Origin of the sequence: Dactylosporangium sp. NPDC050588, from assembly GCF_040654975.1 — a bacterium.
Classification (GTDB): domain Bacteria; phylum Actinomycetota; class Actinomycetes; order Mycobacteriales; family Micromonosporaceae; genus Dactylosporangium; species Dactylosporangium maewongense.
Window position 1 is genome coordinate 19,727 of the sequence record NZ_JBFAJA010000118.1, and the last position, 15,645, is coordinate 35,371.

At 70.5% G+C, this 15,645-nt stretch carries 19 protein-coding genes and 2 tRNA genes; 10 read left to right on the forward strand and 11 right to left on the reverse strand.

The genetic code is table 11. The features are described from left to right. Positions 1–51: 51 nt before the first annotated feature. Positions 52–1,755 (forward strand): hypothetical protein, encoded by a 1,704-nt coding sequence (locus AB0I21_RS51125; RefSeq protein WP_360572314.1) that lies wholly within the window; start codon positions 52–54, stop codon positions 1,753–1,755. Continuing rightward, entirely contained in the window at positions 1,752–2,501 is a 750-nt protein-coding gene (locus AB0I21_RS51130) for a tyrosine-protein phosphatase (RefSeq protein WP_360572316.1), read from the forward strand. The genes AB0I21_RS51125 and AB0I21_RS51130 overlap by 4 nt, the downstream gene beginning before the upstream one ends. A 188-nt stretch (positions 2,502–2,689) precedes the next feature. On the opposite strand, the gene AB0I21_RS51135 is transcribed toward AB0I21_RS51130, so the two are convergent. The 8 genes from AB0I21_RS51135 to AB0I21_RS51170 all read right to left on the reverse strand — a co-directional run bounded on the left by AB0I21_RS51135 (position 2,690) and on the right by AB0I21_RS51170 (position 6,956). Next, on the reverse strand, positions 2,690–2,842 hold the full coding sequence (locus AB0I21_RS51135; RefSeq protein ID WP_360572318.1) for a hypothetical protein: 153 nt from the start codon (positions 2,840–2,842) through the stop codon (positions 2,690–2,692). 115 nt (positions 2,843–2,957) lie between these two features. Further along, the gene (locus tag AB0I21_RS51140; protein ID WP_360572320.1) at positions 2,958–3,149 is read right to left on the reverse strand and encodes a hypothetical protein; all 192 of its coding nucleotides are present in this window, start codon (positions 3,147–3,149) and stop codon (positions 2,958–2,960) included. A gap of 48 nt (positions 3,150–3,197) precedes the next feature. Beyond that, the gene (locus tag AB0I21_RS51145) at positions 3,198–3,626 is read right to left on the reverse strand and encodes a hypothetical protein (RefSeq protein WP_360572322.1); all 429 of its coding nucleotides are present in this window, start codon (positions 3,624–3,626) and stop codon (positions 3,198–3,200) included. A gap of 99 nt (positions 3,627–3,725) precedes the next feature. Then, entirely contained in the window at positions 3,726–3,881 is a 156-nt protein-coding gene (locus AB0I21_RS51150) for a hypothetical protein (RefSeq protein WP_344501479.1), read from the reverse strand. Between the two features lie 90 nt (positions 3,882–3,971). Beyond that, complete coding sequence (locus tag AB0I21_RS51155; protein WP_360572324.1) at positions 3,972–5,159, reverse strand: DUF6596 domain-containing protein; 1,188 nt, start codon at positions 5,157–5,159, stop codon at positions 3,972–3,974. After that, on the reverse strand, positions 5,143–5,544 hold the full coding sequence (locus tag AB0I21_RS51160; protein ID WP_344501898.1) for a YciI family protein: 402 nt from the start codon (positions 5,542–5,544) through the stop codon (positions 5,143–5,145). Before AB0I21_RS51160 ends, AB0I21_RS51155 begins: the two co-directional genes overlap by 17 nt. A gap of 11 nt (positions 5,545–5,555) precedes the next feature. Then, complete coding sequence (locus tag AB0I21_RS51165) at positions 5,556–6,308, reverse strand: alpha/beta hydrolase (protein ID WP_360572326.1); 753 nt, start codon at positions 6,306–6,308, stop codon at positions 5,556–5,558. Then, positions 6,309–6,956 (reverse strand): DUF2625 family protein, encoded by a 648-nt coding sequence (locus AB0I21_RS51170; RefSeq protein WP_354900579.1) that lies wholly within the window; start codon positions 6,954–6,956, stop codon positions 6,309–6,311. It lies immediately after the preceding gene. A gap of 128 nt (positions 6,957–7,084) precedes the next feature. Here AB0I21_RS51170 and AB0I21_RS51175 point away from each other — a divergent pair, with 128 nt between their 5' ends. Beyond that, positions 7,085–7,897, forward strand: coding sequence for an SDR family oxidoreductase (locus tag AB0I21_RS51175; protein ID WP_360572328.1), 813 nt, complete (start codon positions 7,085–7,087; stop codon positions 7,895–7,897). A 236-nt stretch (positions 7,898–8,133) separates the two neighbouring features. Here the strand turns inward: AB0I21_RS51175 and AB0I21_RS51180 are convergent. Then, positions 8,134–8,204 (reverse strand) — tRNA-Gly (locus AB0I21_RS51180). A 142-nt stretch (positions 8,205–8,346) separates the two neighbouring features. On the opposite strand from AB0I21_RS51180, the gene AB0I21_RS51185 reads away from it, so the two are divergent. From AB0I21_RS51185 to AB0I21_RS51215, 7 genes are all read left to right on the forward strand, one after another. Further along, positions 8,347–8,420 (forward strand) — tRNA-Pro (locus AB0I21_RS51185). Between the two features lie 74 nt (positions 8,421–8,494). Next, positions 8,495–9,865 (forward strand): trigger factor, encoded by a 1,371-nt coding sequence (tig, locus tag AB0I21_RS51190; RefSeq protein WP_360572330.1) that lies wholly within the window; start codon positions 8,495–8,497, stop codon positions 9,863–9,865. 174 nt (positions 9,866–10,039) lie between these two features. Then, entirely contained in the window at positions 10,040–10,690 is a 651-nt protein-coding gene (locus AB0I21_RS51195; protein WP_344501473.1) for an ATP-dependent Clp protease proteolytic subunit, read from the forward strand. A gap of 11 nt (positions 10,691–10,701) precedes the next feature. Further along, complete coding sequence (locus tag AB0I21_RS51200) at positions 10,702–11,361, forward strand: ATP-dependent Clp protease proteolytic subunit (RefSeq protein ID WP_360572332.1); 660 nt, start codon at positions 10,702–10,704, stop codon at positions 11,359–11,361. Positions 11,362–11,633: 272 nt separating this feature from the next. Next, positions 11,634–12,929 carry an ATP-dependent Clp protease ATP-binding subunit ClpX gene (gene clpX / locus AB0I21_RS51205; protein ID WP_344501471.1) on the forward strand — a complete coding sequence of 432 codons (1,296 nt, stop codon included), beginning with the start codon at positions 11,634–11,636 and terminating at the stop codon, positions 12,927–12,929. A gap of 164 nt (positions 12,930–13,093) precedes the next feature. Beyond that, positions 13,094–13,927: a DMT family transporter gene (locus tag AB0I21_RS51210; RefSeq protein ID WP_360572334.1), complete on the forward strand. Its 834-nt coding sequence runs from the start codon at positions 13,094–13,096 to the stop codon at positions 13,925–13,927. 16 nt (positions 13,928–13,943) lie between these two features. Continuing rightward, on the forward strand, positions 13,944–14,738 hold the full coding sequence (locus tag AB0I21_RS51215; RefSeq protein WP_360572336.1) for a carbon-nitrogen hydrolase family protein: 795 nt from the start codon (positions 13,944–13,946) through the stop codon (positions 14,736–14,738). 33 nt (positions 14,739–14,771) lie between these two features. On the opposite strand, the gene AB0I21_RS51220 is transcribed toward AB0I21_RS51215, so the two are convergent. After that, on the reverse strand, positions 14,772–14,984 hold the full coding sequence (locus AB0I21_RS51220; protein ID WP_344501468.1) for a hypothetical protein: 213 nt from the start codon (positions 14,982–14,984) through the stop codon (positions 14,772–14,774). 402 nt (positions 14,985–15,386) lie between these two features. Beyond that, on the reverse strand, positions 15,387–15,645 hold a 259-nt coding region (locus AB0I21_RS51225; RefSeq protein ID WP_360572338.1), incomplete at its 5' end, for a hypothetical protein.

Here is a 15,645-nt window from a genome sequence, read left to right on the forward strand (position 1 = left end):
ACCGACGGCAAGTATCCGGGGGCGGAAAGTCTGTCTGGGGGGAGTCGCACGATGACGCAGGGTGCGTTGCTGGACCTGGTGTGTGGTCCGGCGAGCCCTTTGCCTGAGACGTTCCAGCGCTATCGGCTCGTCGCCCATCTGGGCTCGGGCGGTCAGGCGGACGTCTATCGCGCGGTACGCATCTGCGGCGGGGTGACGTCGGCGCCGATGACCGTGAAGGTCTTCCGGATCGACCCGCAGCGGCCGATCGCCGACGAGCTGCGCTCGTGGGACAAGGGCGACGCCGCCCTCATGGACCTCAACAACCGGGGTGTCGGCGGCATCTGCCGGCGCGCCGACGGCTTCTACGGGCCGCCGCCGCACCGTCCGGGGGAGCGGCCGGCGCCGGGTGACGCCGTGCCGTACCAGGTCTACGACTACCTGCACGGGGTCAACCTGCGCGAGTACATCGCGCAGCGGGCCGGCATGGCGCCCGGTGGCCGCCGGCTCAACGCCGTCGGCGCGCTCAAGACGCTCGGGTCGGTGCTGCAGGCGCTGCACTACCCGCAGCAGTCCGGCGCGACCGCCGTCCTGCACATGGACGTCAAGCCGTCCAACCTCATGGTCCTCGCGACCGGTGAGGTGCGCCTGATCGACTTCACCGGCGCCCGGTATTTCCGCGAGGAGGAGATCACCCAGATCGCCTACACCCCGGAGTCCGGCGGCCCGGAGGCGTTCGGCGGCGTGAAGTACGTCGGTCCCGCGTACGACGTGCACGGCTACGGCGCGGTCGCCTACTTCATGGTCACCGGCGCGTATCCGCGGGTCGACGGCCGCACCGACCAGCGCAACCCGCAGGAGGCCTCGCCGCCGCAGTGGAACGTGCTGCGCCGCCACCCGCTGCTGGAGCGCATCCCGGCCCTGCGGGACCACCTGCACGCGCCGCTCGCCGACCGCCCGGCGGAGCGCCCGGACACCCGTGAGCTGCCGTCGTGGCTGGCCCACCTGGCGGAGCTGGTGCGCCGGTCCGGGCTGCCCGACGTCGGCTGCGACTGGGTCGAGCCGGAGGCGTCGGAGACGTCGCGGGCCGTCGGCCGGGCCAGGCCGTCCGTCACGGGCACCGAGACCGACGCGTACCAGCGCATCGAACGCCTGGAGCGGGAGCTGGTCGCCCTTCGCGCCAGCTCCTCGGCCCCGACCGCCTTCTACACCGCGCCGCCCGTCTCCTCGCCGCCCGTTTCCGCACCGCCTGTCTCCGCACCGCCTGTGTCCGGTGTACCGGTGTCGCCCGGCGCGACCGGCGTCGCCGTCTCCGATGCCGGCGTGCCGCAGATGCGCGGCCGGGCCAAGGTCGTCCACCGGCCGGCGCCCGACCCGACCGGCATGATGCCCTCCGATCCCGAGATCGAGCGCCCCATGTACCGGCCGGAGCCCGGCGAGCGCGCCCGCACCCTCAAGATCGGCTGGGAGCTGACCGGCACCGGCGCGTTCATCGCGTTCATCTGCTGGGGCCTGTGGGCGCTGGACAGCGACGGCAGCCTCAGCGGCCCGTTCATCGCGTTCCTGGTCGTCCTCGCCGTCGCCGCGGGTGTGTTCACCCTCACCCGGCTCGTCGGCCGGCTCGTCCTGGAGCAGCGCTTCGGCCGGATCCGCCGCAGCGCGAAGGGCGCCCATGCGCTCACCGGCCTCTTCCTGGCCGGGGCGGGCGTCGCCTACCTGCGCGAGGTCGGCTGGTTCATGCAGTTCTGGACCTGGCTGACGGGCCTGTCCGGGTGAGGCGCTGGCAGCCCGGCCGGGCGAGGCGCTGGCGCCGCCGCCGCACCACCCACACCCTGGAAGGCCTGATCAACTTCCGGGACCTCGGCGGCCTGCCCGCCGCCGGCGGCGCGGTCCGCCCCGGCCGCCTCTTCCGCAGCGACTCCCTCGCCTACGCCACCGGCGCCGACGCCACGCACCTCCTGAAGGACCTGCGCGTCGCCACCGTCATCGACCTGCGCGGCGAATACGAGGTGGCCCACCTGGGCCGCGGGTTCGTCGAGACCGCCCCCGTCGACTACGTCTCCGCCCCGATCGCCGACGTCAGCGGCGCCGCCGACCTCGTGGGCCACTACGTCGCGATGCTCACCGAGAAGGGCGACGTCCTCGCCTCCACGGTCCGCCTCCTGTCCACCTCCAGGACCCTGCCGGCCGTCTTCCACTGCGAGGCCGGCTGCGACCGCACCGGCGTGCTGGCCGCGGTGGTCCTCGGCCTCCTGGGCGTCCCGGACGAGGTCATCGCCGCCGACTACGCCGCCACGGCCGCCGCGATGCCACGCATCCACGAGCGCGTCTCGGTCGTCGTCGACCGCCTCGGCCTCCCGCCACGCCCCGCCTCCGTCCTGGACTGGACCCCCGAGGCGACGATGATGCTGCGGACGCTGGAGCTGGTGAAGGACCGCTGGGGCTCGATCCAGGACTGGGCCCACACGTACGGGCTGAAGGACGACGACCTGTCCGCACTGCGCGCCGCGCTGGTCGCCTGAACCGTCCCGGCCCGCTCAGTCGTAGGCGTCGCCCACCTGCGGGAACGATGGGTCGTTCCAGCGCGGCGCCCGCCCTTCGGCGCGCAGCATCCACTCGAGCAATTGCCGGGTTGGCCTTGACGACCTGGTCCGGAGGCAGGATCAGCTCCGCGAACACGCATCGCGGGGCGTCCTGGCGACTCGAGCTGTCAGGGCGCGCGGCCGATCTTCGACATGGACAGCTCCACGCCGATGGCCGGGCGGTCGGGGGTGCCGGCCGGGTCACTCGTCACGGCGACGCAGAGGTCTGTCGTGGCGGGCCGGCCGAGGCGGCGTACCGGGCGGCACCGATCCGCCACCATAGATCCTTCGCCACGCCGATCATCAAACCAGCATCGACACGGCCGCGCGGTCCCGCGGGCGTCGCCGTCCGTGCGGATGCCCCGCCGCAGGTCAAGCATCGCGGCGGGGCGATCGTCAGGTCGTGTCCTTCTGGACCGCCGCGTCGCGCTCGGCGATGCTGCCGAACTCGCGCCCGCACGCGGTGCAGATGTAGTCGCCGGTCTGGGCGCCGAGGTAGTACTCCTTGGCGAGGTCGGCGTGGGCACACGGCGGAGATCCGGCCGCCCGGTGCCGCGCCCGGAGCTCGCTCGCACGGTCGGACTGCATGGATCAAGCCTATGCGGCGGCGGTGCGTCCCGCGCCGGGCTGCGGCGATCAGGTCGCCGCGCGCCAGCGGGCGCGGTCCTCGCCCGGCTTACGGGTGCAGCGCATCAGCGTTCCGGTCGACGTGTGCCCGATCGCACCTTCGGGCGAGCAGAAGGCGCCCGGGTGGACGTTGTTGTTGCCGCCGCCGGCCGGCGCGGTCGTCTTGGGAGGCGCCGGTTTCGTCGTGGTCGGCTTCGCGGCGCCAGTCGTCGTCTTCGGCGCCGGGACGCCGGTCGCCGGAACGGACGCGGCAACGGACGCAGATGGCGACAGGGACGCGGACGGGGATGGAGACGGGGAGTCGGACACCGACGCGGACGCCGACGGCGACGCGGAGCCGGCCGCGGCCACGGACTGGGCGCCCGGCTTCGCGGTGGAGCCGCAGCCGGCGAGGGCGAGCAGGACGGTCACGGCGGCGGTGAGGCGGCGACGGCTCATGCGCTGATCTTCCGCCGCGGAGCGCCATCGTTGATCGGTCGCGTGGACGTCATCGGGATCACATTCAGTCAAGGATCCAGTACGTTCGGACAGCGCCGGTCATTCCTGGGAGGTCCAGCGGACCGGGAAGACGCCGACGCGGGACTCGTGGACCGGGTCGCCGGCGGCGACGTGGTCGGGGTGTTTCGAGCAGCGGACGGGGACGTCGCCGGTGGCGGTCGGGGTGAGCTTCACGGCGGTGCAGGTGATCTCCATGAGTGGGGACATTAGTCGAACAGGCGTTCGAAATCAGCCGGATCATGGAATTGACCAGGAGGAACGCCCGCTACGTGCCCGACCGTCCGATCATTGGCACGCGGCGGCGCGGGTGTGCAGGTACCGGCGAAGGGGCACGCTGCCGGTGAGGCCGGCGGCTTTCGTGTAGGCGTCGCGGGCGTCCGCGAGCGAGCCGCTCATCTCCAGCAGATGCCCCCGCACCGCGTGGAAACGGTGATCGCCCGCCAGGGAGCTCAGCGACGACAGTAGCGACAGGCCGGCGGAAGGGCCCGAGGCCATCGTCACCGCCACCGCGTGGTTCAGCGCGACCATCGGGTTGTCCGTCAGGGTCAGCAGCAGTTCGTACAGTGCGACGATCTGCGGCCAGTCGGTCTCGGCGGCCGTGGGGGCCTCGTCGTGCAGGGCCGCGATCGCCGCCTGCAGCTGATACGGGCCGACCGGGCCGCGGGGCAGCGCCCCCGTGACGAGGGCGACACCTTCCGCGATCAGCGCCGCGTCCCAGAGGGTGCGGTCCTGCGTGTCCATGGGGACCGGGGTGCCGTCGGGCGCGGTGCGGGCGGGCCGCCGCGCGTCGGTGAGCAGCATCAGCGCCAGCAGTCCGGCGACCTCGCTGTCGGTGGGCATCAGCCGGTGCACGAGCCGTGCCAGCCGGATCGCCTCGGCGGCCAGATCGGGCCGGTGCAGGTCCGGGCCGGCCGTGGCGGCGTAGCCCTCGTTGAACATGAGGTAGAGCACGTGCAGCACGGCGCCGGAGAAGCCGGACGGCAGCGCGAACGGCACGCCGCTGGCCTTGATCCGTTGCTTGGCGCGGCTGATGCGGCGGGCCATCGTCGCCTCCGGCACCAGGAACGCCCGCGCCACCTCGACGGTGGTGAGGCCGCCGACGGCCCGCAGCGTCAGGGCGATCTGGTCGGGCGGGGTCAGCGACGGGTGGCAGCACATCGCCAGGAGGATCAGGCTGTCGTCGTGCGCCGCGCCCGACGGCGGCGGGGGCACCCACTCCGCCTCGCGGCGCAGCCGCGCCTGCTCGCTGCGCAGCAGGTCCGTCAGCCGCCGCGACGCGACGGTGATCAGCCAGCCGCGCGGGGACTCGGGGACGCCGCCGGCGGGCCACTGCGCTGCGGCCGCGATGAGCGCCTCCTGCACGGCGTCCTCGGCGTGGTCGAAGTGCCCGTACCGGCGCACGAGCGCGCCGAGGACCTGCGGCGCGAGTGAACGCAGCAGGTCCCCTGAAGCGTCCTCAGAGACCGATCTCATCGCCGGATTCGATGATCGGCCGCACGTCGGCGTAGGCCGTCGCGGCGGCCGCGGGCGGCGCGGGGCACTGGCCGAGCCGGGAGGCGATCTCGGTGGCCCGGTCGAAGCTGTCGACGTCGACGATCCAGTACCCGGCGAGGACCTCCTGCGTCTCCGCGTACGGCCCGTCGGTGACCAGCGGCGGCGTCCCACCGATGCGGCGGGTGTGCACCGGGGCGCCCAGGGCCCGGGTCTCGACCAGCTCGCCGGCCGCCTCGAGCTCCTGGTTGAACTTCGTCATGAACTCGCCCATCGCGGCGAAGTCCTCGGCGGTCCAGACCGGGGCGTCGCCGGGCTTGCCGGCCATCTCGTCGTAGTCCCGCTGCGACGCGTACGTCAGGATCATGTACTTCACGGTCACTCCTCTCGAACGGCACCGTCCACCGGTGACGCCGGAGACGTCGGAGCGGGCGCGCCGTCCCGGACAGCATCGCCGAGAAACTTCATGACCGTCTCGCGGAACCGCTCCGGGGCCGTGCTGTGGATGCGGTGCCCGACCGGGAGGGTGACCAGCTCGCAGCGCGGGATGCGCGCCGCGACCTCGGCCAGCCGCGCCGGCGCGATGTGGCTCGCGGGCCCGCCGGACAGCAGCAGGGTCGGCGCCGCGATCGCCGGCAGCGCGTCCCACCACTGCGGCTGCGCCTGCCTGAGCTGCGCGATCGCGGAGGTCAGGGCCAGCCGGTCGTACCGGCGGCGCGGGTCGGCGGTCCCGATCGACAGCAGCAACAGCCGGCCCAGCGACAACCGGCCCTCGGAGACGCGCGGCGGCGCCGGCGGATCCTCGAGAACCAGCCGCGTGACCCGATCCGGCCGCTCCTGCGCGACCAGCGACGCGGCGAACCCGCCCAGCGAATGCCCGACGAGCGTCACCCGGTCCAGACCGAGCCGGTCGAGCAGCGCGAGCACGTCGTCGCGGTGGGAGTTCAGCGTGTACTGGCGGGAGCGCGGACTGCCGCCATGACCCCTCAGGTCCGGCACGACCACCCGGTGCCCGGCCTCCAGCAGCGCCGGCGTGAACAGGTCCCAGGTCGCGCCGCGGCTGCCCCCGCCGTGCAGCAGGACCACCGCGGGGGCGTCCCGCGGGCCCTGGTCGCGATGGTGCAGCTCCACCTACGCGCCGAGCTGGTCGGCGAAGTCGTGCAGGACGCTCACCAGCTGGGTCATCGGGACCGGCCGGCGGCTCACCTCGGCCACGTCCTTGCCCTCCGCGGCGAACAGCGGCGGCAGCGTGTGGATCCCGGCGTCGAACGGCACCGCGGCCACCTCGTCCTGCCAGCCCGGCCAGCGCCAGCTCAGGTAGAACTGGTCGATCGCGCCGCCGAGCATCGCATACAGCCAGTCGGTGTACCCGAGGCCGAGGTCCTCCCAGCCGAGCGTGTCGGGCGCGAAGTAGTGGATCGACGGTGACGGACCGTCACCTTGCCGCCACACGAACTCGCCGCCCATCACGTCCTGCGCGACGACCAGTCCCGCACCCTCGAACCCGGCGTTGACCGTGTGGATGTCCGGCAGCCGCCGCTCGGGGTGTCCCGAGCCGAGGATCCGTAGCCAGCCGTCGTCGATGACCAGCCCGCCGGACAGGTACACCAGCGACCCGAGCCACGACTTGGTGGTGACCTGGAGCCGCTCCAGGCAGGATGCCGCCCTGTCGGGATCGGTCGGCAGGATCTCCACCGCGAACGGTGACCCGCTGACCGCCGCCTCGACCTCGGCCCACGCCGACCGGTCCTCGGAGATCAGCTCGGCGAGCGAGCGCATGCCGCAACTGTACGACGCCCCGCCCCGCCGCGTTCGCAGACACGAACGACGGATTTCCGGTGATGAATGACGATCATTCACGTTCTCGCTCTGTCCCGTGCCGCGTACTCAGCGTCACGATGTCGGGCATGACTCGCCGCTGGCTGATCACCGGATGCTCCACCGGCCTGGGCCGCGCCCTCGCCGAGGCCGTCGCCGCCTCAGGACAGCAGGTCCTCGCCACCGCCCGCCGGCCGTCGACGCTCGAGGACCTCCGGGAGGCGTACCCCCGCACGCTCGCCACCTGCGCGCTCGACGTGCGCGACCCCGACGACTGCCACAACGCGATCCACGCCGCCGTCGCCCGCTTCGGCGGCATCGACGTCCTGGTCAACAACGCCGGCTACGGCCACTTCGGCGCCGTCGAGGAGGTCACCGACGCCGAGCTGCAGGCCCAGTTCGCCACCAACCTCTTCGCCCCCTGGCGCCTGACCCGCCTCGTCCTGCCCCTCATGCGCGCCCAGGGCCACGGCGACGTCGTCATGGTCTCCTCGACCGCGGGCCGCCTCGCGTACCCGGGCCTGGGCGCCTACGCCGCCGCCAAGTACGCCCTCGAAGGCATGGTCGAGACCCTCGCCCAGGAGCTCACCGGCACCGGCGTCCACGTCGTCGCCGTCGAGCCGGGCTGCTTCGCCACCGAGTGGGGCACCACGCTGACCGAGTCGGACCACCTCGACACGTACCGCGCGGTCACCGCCCCCATGCTCGCCGGCACCCGCGCCATGAAGGACCTCCCGATGGCCAACCCGCCGTCCCTCTTCGCCACCGAGGTCCTGCGCCTGATCGCCTCCGACGCCCGCCCCACCCGCCTCCCCATCGGCGCCGACGCCTGGCAGGCCCTTCTCGACGCCGCCGCCCGCGACCACACCGCCCTGCTCAACGCCCGCCCCGTCGCCGTCTGACTTTCTCGGCACGGGGTGGTCTGTCGATGACCTGACAGGCACGAGGAACCCGCATGCCGCGCACCAGGGATCCGGAGCGCCGGCACGCGCGCGCGACCAGCACCGCGTGAGATCGGTGCAGGGGATGAGCGCAGAGGATCAGCAGGGGCGCGGGCGGGAAGCTACTGGCCCGAGGGTGAGAGGCCCAGGTCGCGGCAGTGCGACGATGGAGCCTGTGACCTGCTTGAAGAGCTAAGAGCGGGCGATGAGAATCGAACTCACACCGTCAGTTTGGAAGACTGAAGCTCTGCCATTGAGCTACGCCCGCGTGCTCCCAGCGCTGCCGGGTGCGCCTCCCAGCGTACCGAATCCTCCGCCGGAGGGCATATGGCGGGTCCGTGCAGTGCGACACCGCCATACCGAGCGGCGGACTGTCAGACCCAACGCATACACTTGCCGACGCACAGCACCGGGGTGTAGCGCAGTTTGGTAGCGCACTCGCTTTGGGAGCGAGGGGCCGTGGGTTCAAATCCCGCCACCCCGACCGGGACATACCAGGCAGCCGCCAGTCCACCCAGCCGTTGGAGCGGCTGACCGCGACCCATGAGGAGAAGTTCTGTGAAGAGCACCGTCGAGACCCTGAGCCCGACGCGCGTGCGGCTCGAAATCGAGGTGCCGTTCGCCGAGCTGGAGCCCAGCTTGAAGAAGGCCTACCGGGAGATCGGCTCGCAGGTCGTGATTCCCGGGTTCCGCCGCGGCAAGGTGCCGACCGCCGTCATCGACCAGCGGGTCGGGCGGGGTGCCGTGCTCAACGAGGCGGTGCAGGAGGTCATCCCGACGCAGATCCTGGCCGCGGTGCGTGAGCACGAGGTGAAGACGCTGGGCCGGCCCGAGGTGGAGATCACCGAGTTCGCGGACGGGCAGCCGTTGAAGTTCACCGCCGAGGTGGACGTGCGGCCGGAGATCACGCTGCCGGACCTGTCGGAGATCCAGGTGACGGTCGACGCGCTCGAGGTGAGTGAGGAGGACGTCGACGAGCAGCTCAAGGGGCTGCGGGACCGGTTCGCGACGCTGAAGACGGTGGAGCGGGCGGCGCTGGTCGGCGACTTCGTGCAGATCGACCTGGTCGCGACGGTCGACGGCGAGGAGGTGCCGGGCGGCAGCGCCACCAACATCTCCCACGAGGTGGGCAGCGGGCAGCTGGTGCCGGGCCTCGACGAGGTGCTGACCGGGATGTCGGCGGGCGAGTCGACGACATTCACCACGCAGCTGGTGGGTGGCGACTTCGAGGGGCGCGACGCCGAGGTGTCGGTGACCGTGAAGTCGGTCAAGGACAAGCAGCTGCCGCCGGTCGACGACGAGTTCGCGCAGCTGGCGAGCGAGTTCGACACGCTTGACGAGCTCAAGGACGACCTGCGCACCCGGCTGACCCGGGTGAAGCGGATGGAGCAGCTCTACTCGGCTCGTGACCTGGCCCTGAAGGCCGTCATCGAGGCCACCGAGGTCCCCGCGCCGGAGGGCGTGGTGAAGGACGAGGTGGAGTCGCGCAAGGAGTCGATGAACGACCAGCTCCAGCGCATCGGTGCGTCGTTCGAGGACTACCTGTCGACCGAGGGCAAGACCGAGGAGGAGATGGACGCCGAGCTCAACGAGGCGGCCGTCGAGGGCGTGAAGGTGCAGCTGGTGCTCGACACCCTGGCCGACGCCGAGAACATCCAGGTGAGCGACGACGAGTTCGGGCACGAGATCGTGCACCGGGCGCAGCGTGCCGGGGTCGGCCCGCAGCAGTACTACGACCAGCTGGTCCAGGCCGGTGTCGCCGGTGCGGTCTTCGGTGACGTGCGGCGGGGCAAGGCGCTGGGTGTGGTGCTCGAGCGGGTGAAGATCGTCGACTCGGAGGGAACCGCGCTGTCGCTGGACGACCTGCGCGGCCCGGTGGACGAGCACGAGGGCCACGACCACGGTGACCACGAGGGTCACAACCACTGATCTGGGAGCCGGCCGGGCCCGAGCCGCAGCGTGGAGGCACGCAACGCGGCAAAGCACGCACAACGGGCCCGGCCGACCACGGTGCGCTCATAGCGAAATGCGGTGAGCATGGGAAGCTCCCGCTCCCAACACCGGTTAGGGTCGGCAAGTACAAGACTCTTGCGAAGGGCTGCCATGACCGACCTGCATATTCCAGCGTCGCCAGTCAGTCCCGCGCCCTCGGGGCGCGGTCGGGGCGCGGACTCGAGCCTGACGCTCGACGACTCGGTGTTCAACCGGCTGCTCAAGGAGCGCATCATCTTCCTTGGTAGCGAGGTCAACGACCAGGTCGCCAACCGGATCTGTGCCCAGATGCTCCTGCTCGCCGCTGAGGACGAGGAGCGCGACATCTGGCTCTACATCAACTCGCCCGGTGGCTCCGTCTACTCGGGCATGGCGATCTACGACATCATGCAGTTCGTCACCAACGACGTGGCGACGGTCGCGATGGGCATGGCGGCGTCGATGGGCCAGCTGCTGCTGTGCGCCGGCGCGCCGGGCAAGCGCATGGCGCTGCCGCACGCGCGGATCATGATGCACCAGCCCTCGGGTGGCATCGGCGGCACGGCCTCGGACATCGCCATCCAGGCCGAGCAGATGCTCTACACCAAGCGGATGTTCCAGGAGCGGGTGTCGTTCCACACGGGGCAGAGCCTGGACCAGATCGAATCCGACTCCGACCGCGACCGCTGGTTCACCGCCGAAGAGGCGCGCGACTACGGCTTCATCGACAAGGTGATCACCGGGGCCCAGCAGGCTCCGGAAGGCGCCGGAACCCTGGCTTGAGGAGCGAAGCGATGACCGATCTGAGCCTGCCCCCGGCGATGCGCGAGGTGCACAACCGTTACATCCTCCCGTCCTACGTGGAACGCACGTCGTATGGGATCAAGGAGACCAACCCGTACAACAAGCTGTTCGAGGACCGGATCATCTTCCTCGGCGTGCAGATCGACGACGCGTCGGCCAACGACGTGATGGCGCAGCTGCTGACGCTGGAGAGCAACGAGCCGGACCGCGACATCATCATGTACATCAACTCGCCCGGTGGCTCGTTCACGGCCATGACGGCGATCTACGACACGATGCTGTACGTGCGGCCCGACGTCATGACGGTCTGCCTCGGCCAGGCGGCGAGTGCCGCGGCGGTCCTGCTCTCGGCCGGCACGCCCGGCAAGCGGCTGGCCCTGCCCAACTCGCGGATCATCATCCACCAGCCGGCCACCGAGGGCGGCTACGGGCAGGGGTCCGACATCGAGATCCAGGCCCGCGAGATCATGCGGATGCGCACGAACCTCGAGGAGATGGTGTCCCGGCACACCGGGCAGCCGATCGAGAAGGTCCGCAAGGACATCGACCGCGACAAGATCCTGACGGCCGAAGAGGCCAAGGAGTACGGTCTGGTCGACAACATCCTGGTCAGCCGCAAGAAGTCGGCACTGGTCGCTTCCGGGGCGTAGCCCACAATGTTCACATCGGCCCGCCTCACCTCATGGTCTGGCGGGCCGATGTGGCCATCCGGAAAGACACCACCGCTCAGGGGGTCGGAATACGGCCGACCACCAGGTAACGTCGAGGCAGCACCAAGCAACACGCACGATGCACGACGCAAGCGGCAGCCGGCAGCAAGCCGCGCACGTGAGCTGAACAAAAGCGCAACGCGCGCAAAGCGCGAAGCACAGGCGCGACGCGATCCGGGCAGTCAGTCCGGCCGAATGCAGGGAGATCGTAGGTGGCACGGATCGGCGACGGCGGCGACCTACTGAAATGTTCCTTCTGCGGCAAGTCGCAGAAGCAGGTGAAGAAGCTGATCGCAGGACCGGGCGTCTACATCTGCGACGAGTGCATCGACCTCTGCAACGAGATCATCGAGGAAGAGCTCGCCGAGTCGGGCGACGTCAAGTTCGACGAGCTGCCCAAGCCGATGGAGATCTGCGCCTTCCTCGACCAGTACGTGGTCGGGCAGGACCAGGCCAAGAAGGCCCTCGCGGTGGCGGTCTACAACCACTACAAGCGGGTCCAGGCCGAGTCCGGCGGCAACTCCAGCGACGGCGTCGAGCTCGCGAAGTCCAACATCCTGCTGATCGGCCCCACGGGCTGCGGCAAGACCCACCTGGCGCAGACCCTGGCCCGGATGCTCAACGTGCCGTTCGCGATCGCGGACGCCACGGCGCTCACCGAGGCCGGCTATGTCGGCGAGGACGTCGAGAACATCCTGCTGAAGCTGATCCAGGCCGCGGACTACGACATCCGCCGCGCCGAGACCGGCATCGTCTACATCGACGAGGTCGACAAGATCGCCCGCAAGTCGGAGAACCCCAGCATCACCAGGGACGTGTCCGGCGAGGGCGTGCAGCAGGCGCTGCTGAAGATCATCGAGGGCACGGTCGCCAACGTGCCGCCGCAGGGCGGCCGTAAGCACCCGCACCAGGAGTTCATCCAGATCGACACGTCCAACGTGCTGTTCATCTGCGGTGGCGCGTTCGCGGGGCTCGACCGGATCGTCCAGGCGCGCGTCGGCAAGGGTGGCACCGGCTTCGGCGCCAACCTGCGCTCGATCACCGACCGCACGCTCGACGACAGCTTCGGCGACGTGATGCCGGAGGACATGCTGAAGTTCGGGCTCATCCCCGAGTTCATCGGCCGCCTCCCCGTGATCACCAGCGTCAAGAGCCTCGACCGCGACGCGCTGGTCAAGATCCTCACCGAGCCGCGCAACGCGCTCGTCCGGCAGTACCAGCGCCTGTTCGAGCTCGACGGCGTCGAGCTGGAGTTCAACGCCGAGGCCCTCGAGTCGATCGCCGACCAGGCGATCCTCCGAGGCACCGGCGCCCGCGGCCTCCGTGCGATCATGGAGGAAGTCCTCCTCAGTGTGATGTACGAGGTGCCCAGCAACCCCAACATCGCCCGCGTGCTGATCACCCGCGAGGTCGTGCTCGAGAAGGTCATCCCGACCATCGTTCCCCGCGACCTCGCCGCCCACCGGGCCGGCCGCCGCCGCGCGGACCGCGAGGAGAAGTCGGCCTAGCCGCACAAGACGCAGCGCCGTCCACCCCCACGGGTGGGCGGCGCTTCTCTTTGTGGCGTTTGCGGCTTGTGTACGACCTGCGCGACGGAATACGGATCACACTGCCAGCAACGCGACGGAAAACGCGGTGGCGGTACACGATGACAACCAATAGCGTTCTCGACGTGTTGTCACTCGTCTTCGCCGCCGTGTCCGCGCTCGTCTGGGGTGCGGGTGACTTCGCCGGCGGCAAGGCGAGTCAGCGCACCGACTCGTTCGGCATCGCGCTCGTGGCCGAGCTGGCCGGCATCCCACTGGTCGTCGGCTGGCTGATCGTCACCCGCCCGGGCCTGCCGACCGCCGCCGACCTCACGTGGGGCGCCGCGGCCGGCGTGGTCGGCGTGGCGGGTCTCGTCGTCTTCTACCGCGGTCTCGCCGGCGGCGCCATGTCGGTCGTCGCGCCGCTGACCGCCACGACGACGGCCGCGGTGCCGCTGCTGCTCGGCCTCGTCCTGGACCGGCGCCCGTCTGCGCTCGCCCTGTGCGGCGCGGTGCTCGCCGTCGTCGCCATCACGCTCGTCAGCGCCGGCCCGACCGGCGGTGTCACCGTCCCTCGGGGGACGATCGTCGCCGCGCTCGGCGCCGGGCTGCTGTTCGGTGGGTACTTCACGCTCATCGCCCAGACGTCGCACGCGTCTGGGATGTGGCCGCTGCTGTCGGGCCGCGTCGCCGGGGTCGCCGGGCTCCTCGTCGCGATGCGCGTCATGCGCGTGCCGCTGCGGATGGACCGGACGTCGGTGGCGCTCGCGAGCACCGCCGGCGCGTTCGACGTGACCGCCAACGCGTTCTACCTCGTGGCCGTCCGCGGGGGCATGCTGAGCATCACCGCGCCGATCGCGTCGCTGTACCCGGTGAGCACCGTCTTCCTCGCGATGGCCGTCGACCGGGAGCGGATGCGGCCGCTGCAGATCACCGGGCTCGGTCTGGCCGCCGCTGCTCTCGTCCTGACCGCCGCCTGATCGATAGGCTGAGGGTATGCGCGTAGCGGTGTGTCAGCTGAACGCCCGTGACGACCGGGCAGACAACCTGAGGGTGGCCAGGACCCTGCTGGAGCGTGCCGCCGCGGGTGGTGCGGATCTGGCGGTGCTTCCGGAGTACGTGGACTACCTCGGCCGCGCCGACGGGGCGCCGAAGCCGGAGCCGATCGACGGGGAGTTCGCGGCCTTCTTCGCCGACGCCGCGCGCGAGCTCGGGATGTGGGTGCACGCCGGCTCCTTCCACGAGGTCGGGCCCGACCCCGAGCACACGTACAACACCACGCTCGTCTTCGACCGCCAGGGCGGACTCGCCGGCGCCTACCGGAAGATCCACCTCTACGACGTCGAGATCCCCGGTCGCGTCTCCTATCACGAGTCCGCGACGGTGGCGCCCGGCACGCAGACCACACTGCTCGACGTCGACGAGGCCGTTCTCGGCCTGTCGATCTGCTACGACCTTCGTTTCCCCGAGTTGTACCGGCAGCTGGCGATCGAGGGTGCGACGGTGCTCGTGGTGCCGGCGGCGTTCATGCTCCACACGGGCCGCGACCACTGGGAGCCGCTGCTGCGTGCCCGTGCGATCGAGAACCAGTGCTATGTGCTGGCCGCCGGTCAGGTCGGCAACCACGACCCCGACCGCACCTGCTTCGGGCGCAGCATGGTGATCGACCCCTGGGGGACGGTCGTCGCCCTGGCGCCCGATGTCGTGGGCGTCACGTTCGCCGATCTCGACTTCGCCCGTCTCGCGGAGATCCGCGCCACGTTGCCGAGTCTGGCCAACCGCCGGCTCTGACCTTCCCCGCGCCGGCCCGGCGGTTGCCGCGGGTCAGGCGTGGCGGTTGCTCAGGATGCCGACGACGGTGATCCCGACGATCGCCGCGCCCGTGACGAGCATCGCGGCGCGCATCCGCGAAGGTCCGCGCATCGCCAGCCGATAGGTGGCCACGACCACGAACAACGCCACGGCGATCCCGATGACGAACTGCCACAGCGGGAAGAGCATGTCCAGCAGTGCGTCCGCGTGGGGGCTCGGCGTCATGCCGTCATCCTCCCCGATTTGACGCGGGTTCGCCGTTCCCCGTACGGTTCTCCAGGTCCGAGGGACTGGTCGGAAACGACCGGTTCGCCGGACTTCTTCCTGGGTGGTGCGGTTTCAACCGGTGTAAGCCGGATTTGCGATCGCGAAGCCGGCCAGGTAGGTTGATCCAGCCGGCAGGGAGCCGGGCGGGTGAAAGCCGAGAGGCTCGAGCCGGCCGGTCCAGTCGGAATCCCGAGCAGGTCTCCACACCGGAAACGGTGCGGTTGGCGTGTGCGGGAAACGTTCCAGAAGGTCGACAAGCGGATAACGCGAACTTGACAGGCAGGAACGACCTGGTAAAGTAACAAAGCCGGCAGGGAGCCGGGCGGGCAAGCGAGCGACACGCTCCAGTGCCGGCCGGTCCTACCGGATCTCCCGAAACAAGATCACCGGAAACGGTGCCCTTGTTATGCTCGGGAAGCCGCTTGAAGTTGAATAGCCCGGAAATACGGACTTGACAACGGCGAGCAACCTGGTAAAGTAGAGAAGTTGCCCCGGATGAGGTAAGCTCAACTGAGCGAGCTTCAGCGGTGTGTGTTGGTTGTTTGAGAACTCAACAGGGTGCTTGTTAAGCCAGTGCCAATTGATTGACCCCGTGACATGGCTTTGTTGTCGTGTCCGA